Origin of the sequence: Geobacillus sp. DSP4a (assembly GCF_013096875.1) — a bacterium.
Classification (GTDB): domain Bacteria; phylum Bacillota; class Bacilli; order Bacillales; family Anoxybacillaceae; genus Geobacillus; species Geobacillus thermophilus.
Window position 1 is genome coordinate 1 of record NZ_SDLD01000083.1, and the last position, 4,861, is coordinate 4,861.

Annotated in this window: 2 protein-coding genes, 1 rRNA gene and 1 pseudogene; 2 read left to right on the forward strand and 2 right to left on the reverse strand. The window is 44.6% G+C overall.

Features of this window, described 5'->3' with window-relative positions:
* Positions 1–301: ribosomal RNA gene (locus tag ETC02_RS16070) — 16S ribosomal RNA — on the reverse strand; the annotation flags it as partial.
* A 673-nt stretch (positions 302–974) separates the two neighbouring features.
* On the opposite strand from ETC02_RS16070, the pseudogene ETC02_RS16075 reads away from it, so the two are divergent.
* A pseudogene (locus tag ETC02_RS16075) lies at positions 975–2,101 on the forward strand (transposase).
* Entirely contained in the window at positions 2,091–2,648 is a 558-nt protein-coding gene (locus ETC02_RS18230) for a CBO0543 family protein (RefSeq protein ID WP_305847208.1), read from the forward strand. Before ETC02_RS16075 ends, ETC02_RS18230 begins: the two are co-directional and overlap by 11 nt.
* 264 nt (positions 2,649–2,912) lie before the next feature.
* Here ETC02_RS18230 and ETC02_RS16085 read toward each other — a convergent pair whose 3' ends face one another.
* Positions 2,913–4,298 (reverse strand): L-cystine transporter, encoded by a 1,386-nt coding sequence (locus ETC02_RS16085; RefSeq protein ID WP_049625340.1) that lies wholly within the window; start codon positions 4,296–4,298, stop codon positions 2,913–2,915.
* Positions 4,299–4,861: the final 563 nt, after the last annotated feature.

Consider the following 4,861-nt stretch of genomic DNA (forward strand, 5'->3'; position numbering starts at 1 on the left):
GGCTACGCATCGTCGCCTTGGTGAGCCGTTACCTCACCAACTAGCTAATGCGCCGCGGGCCCATCCGCAAGTGACAGCCCAAAGGCCGCCTTTCAACCGAAGACCATGCGGTCTTCGGTGTTATCCGGTATTAGCTCCGGTTTCCCGGAGTTATCCCGGTCTTGCGGGCAGGTTGCCCACGTGTTACTCACCCGTCCGCCGCTGACCGAATCAAGGCAAGCCCCAATCCGGTCCGCTCGACTTGCATGTATTAGGCACGCCGCCAGCGTTCGTCCTGAGCCAGGATCAAACTCTCCAAAGAAAGTTGATTGGCTTTTGCTTCGGCCCATGCGGACCTCCACTTTCGTTGCGCTTCGTTTCGTTCAGTTTTCAAGGAACAAGCAACTTCTTTCCATAATCTTGAGGAATTCAGCTTTTCTGAATTCGCTCGTGTTTGCAATTCAATTTCTTTATTAATATAATGATTCCATCCGACGATCGCCAAGTTTCTTAATTACTATCTTGAACAACCTGGCGAATTTAATTATATCAAAAAATCATATTTTGTCAATAAGCATTTTTTAACTTTTGCGTTTTCATTTGCGTTTTCGTTCTTTGTTGAATGCATTTAGGCCGCTTCTTACCTACCACCAAAGCGACGTTTTACATAATACTACTTTCATCATCTGAAGTCAACAGTTTTTATACATGCAATTTCAACCAAAATCAAGCTGCATTCCTCTGTATATCACCACTGTCCCCCGGCATCTGCCCTTGAGCAAATTTCATCTTCCAACTTACCTAAACCTCACATTTCGCACCTTACGACTCACATTTCGCACCCTAACAAGGTCAAAACAAAGGATTTTTTATTTACTGTAGATGAGCAAAATCACTAACATAAATTTACATCGAAACAAAAAAGGAGACATGAACCCGATTCCTTGGTTAGAATAGATGTGCTACCAAACCATTCACAAGGAGGTTCATGTCTCATGAATAGATTAGCACATCATCAAGGAATTCACAAGTTTTTCACGATGTTGGGGTTGGCCCTTTATTTTTCAAAACCTGTTATGAAGCATCTCGTTCATATCGTGGATGCAATGATCACGAAGGGCTTTTCGGGAACATTGACCGATCTTCATCATGGGAGCTTTCATCCGAACCACCGCACGACACTCAGCCATTTTTTCACGAAAAGTCCGTGGGAGGAAGAGACACTGCTTCGTAAACTCCAGCAGTGGATCCTTCGTCGTGTCGAACGCATCGCCAAACAGGAGAATCAACCCTTGTTTGTTTCGATCGATGATACGATTTGCCAAAAAACCAAGCCTTCGTCACGGGCAACACACGCGATTCAGGGATGTGATTGGCACTACTCTCACTCAGTGAAAAAATCGATTTGGGGCCATTCTCTTGTTTGGTTCATGGTTCATACTGCACCCCAGGCGTTTCCCTTTGCCTTCCGCCTCTATGACAAGACGGCGGGAAAAAGCAAAGGGGAACTCGCGATCGAGATGCTTTCTTCGTTGGATGTACGGCTTGTCTGAAAAAAGGATTCCACGTCATCGCGATGCTCAAGACGAACCGGATTCTCTATCCGAACGGCGTTGCCGTCCAAGCGAAGCAGTTGGCCCGCTCCATCGAACCGAATGACACTCACCTCGTCACGGTGGGAGAAGAGCATTATCGCGTCTATCGTTACGAAGGAGCGCTCAACGGCCTCGACCATGCGGTGGTGCTGCTCGCTTGGAAAGCCAATCAGCCGATGACATCGGAACATCTTCACTGCGTCTTGAGCACCGACCGGGAGCTAAGCGATGAAGACATCTTGCGCCACTATGCCCAACGCTGGTCGATCGAATGCTTTTTTCGACAAGCGAAAGACCAGCTGAAGCTCGATGGGTACCGTGTTCGTCAGGTTCGGGCGGTGAAACGCTACTGGATCTTGGTGCAGCTTGCTTACGTGTACAGCCTATTCGAGTCGAACAGCGATTTTTCTGATGGGCTCGATCTCTTGCGCAAGAGAAAAGGACATAGCCTCGTGGAGTTCATTTACTGTGCAGCGAAACAAAATATTCCCATTGATACCGTGAAAAAACAGCTCCATGTGGCATAAGGGGTACCCTGTTTGTTTCTTTTTACATGGTAATTATTGTTATGAAAATTGCTCATCTACAGTCTATTTTATAAGCGGTTTGACGGGAGCTTTCCTTTGTTTTGTATTTGTTTCTATCGGATTTTACTCTTTTCCGGCTAGACTTATCCCTATGTCACCGATACCTATCATTGAAATGTTTACGGTCATTCCTTTTTATGTTCTTTTCGGAGTGAGATATAGTCCGTCTAAATGGGGATGGAAGATCCCCTTTTACTGGGGGATGGTTCATATCGCGATGCTTTTAGAAATTTTCGTGTTATTCCCCCCAGTTAAGATAATGGATTACAAAGAAAACTGGGATGCTTGGGACTCTTATACATGGTGGTGGATTTATTTGCTTCTTTTTGAGTGGATTGGTGGAAAAATTGTTCCAACTCATTCAAGAAAACCGATACAATCTAAATCTTTTCGCTATGGAAGATGGGGATGGGTTGTCTTCCATTTTATTGTGATTACGACAATATTTTTAGCAGGTGTTTATACAGGATGGAATTTAAAAATGTGAACAATTTCTTACTCCCGTCGAAGAACAGAATTTTTTCTATAATCTGTGGTGCCATGACATGTTTCCGTTTCGCTGCAAATTGTTGAAGAAGCACAAATGAATACGGCATGGGTTCTGTTGGATACTGAACCCATGCCGTAATTTTTTTATGCGTGTCTGCTTGACAGGTGCTCATAATGTTTAGGCTCTCTTCTTTCATTTACCGCACAAGTGCAGCCGGATGTTTTGGCGTGGGCGGGAAAGTGCAAGACATATATCCAAGCCCTATGCTTCTAGTTTTTGCGTTTCTCCGTTATAGATATTTAAATCCAATTCTTTAGTGATGCGGCTGGTGACGACACCGGCGGTCATGCTTCCGCTGACATTCAAGGCAGTTCTTCCCATGTCAATCAGCGGCTCTACGGAAATGAGCAATCCTGCTAATGCTACTGGCAGATTCATGGTCGATAACACTAGAATCGCCGCAAACGTAGCACCGCCGCCAACGCCTGCAACCCCAAACGAACTGATGGTGACGACTAGAATAAGCGTCAAAATAAAGGAAAGAGAAGTTGGATCGATGTTAACGGTTGGTGCGATCATCACTGCAAGCATGGCAGGATAAATGCCGGCACAGCCATTTTGCCCAATTGACAGCCCAAATGAGCCGGCAAAGTTGGCGATGCCTTCGGGAACGCCAAGCGCGGTTGTTTGTGCTTTAACATTCAATGGAAGAGTGGCCGCGCTTGAACGAGAAGTGAATGCAAACGACAGTACCGGCAGCACTTTTTTTACGTAAGTAATAGGGTTTAGTCCGGACAACGCTAAAATTAGCAAATGAACGGCAAACATAACGAAAAGTGCAATATAGGAAGCCACGACGAATTTTCCTAGTTTTGCAATAGAGTTGATATCGCTTGTCGCAGTCACTCGGGACATAATGGCTAAAATTCCGTAAGGCGTTAGACGCAGCACTAGCGTGACGATGCGCATGACGATCGCGTACAGGGAATCTACTATTTTTTTGAACATTTCCGCCTGTTCAGGCTGTTTTTTAGCAACTCCTAAATAAGCAATGCCGACAAAGGCGGCGAAAATAACAACCGCTATGGTGGATGTGCTGCGCTGTCCCGTGAAATCTAAAAATGGATTTGCCGGAAGCAGCTCGATTATTTTTTGTGGGAAAGACAGGTTTTGAATTTGTTCATATTTTTGTTCTAACTCCTGCCCACGTATCTGTTCCGCCTCTCCCGAAGGAATGTCCACCGCCTCTAATTGAAAGCCTAATGAGGCCATGATGCCGATAGAAGCAGATATCGCCGTAGTGCCCAATAATAGCCCAATAATGAGCGTGGCGATTTTTCCTAAATTATTAGATATAGAAAGTTTGGTAAACGCCATAACGATAGAAATGAAAACTAATGGCATAACAATCATTTGCAACAGTTTTACATAGCCTGTGCCGACAATGTCAAACCATTGGGTGGACTGCTGGACGATAGCGGAACCAGCCCCATACACTGCCTGCAATGCGAACCCAAAGGCGATTCCGAGTCCAAGAGCAGTAAATACCCGTTTGGAGAAGGAAACGTGTTTCTTTTGCATATAGGCCAGAACACCAATCAATAATAGCAATATAGCAACGTTGAAAATGATTAGGTAAACATTCATCGTCAATCCCTCCTGACACGTAAAATTACTCTAATGATTAAAAACCGATATGTAAAGTGAGCTTTATTTATCGTATGAAAGAGTTTATAGGAAATTGCTAGGTACCGTCAAGAATTTTGTGTAATATAATGGGGGTAGGGTTTCTCTGAAATGGATTTGGAATGAATAGGGAACTATATAGGTGCAATTTGAATCTTTAACATTTGTAGTTTTTACAGAGCGATTGGATCGACTGTCGGGCGAGCGAACAACGCCGCTTAAAGACCCATGAATGGGTCTGTGAAGCGAGTCGTTGTTCGGTCTTCCGTCACGCTTTAGCGTGACGGAGGCAAGCCATAGGCTTGCCTTCGACAGTCAAAAATGGATGAGCCACTTTTCCGCCAAGGATATGTTAAACGATTTCGTTGCATCTATCCTGAAAACACCATTTAAGACAAAAAAACGGAGCCCACCTAGCCTTCGGAATCGGATTCCAAAGGAAGGTATTTCAGTATATATATGGTTAATAAGTGCTATGCACTCGTTTTTTCTAGTTTCACTTCGTACCCTAACCCCTCTAATCG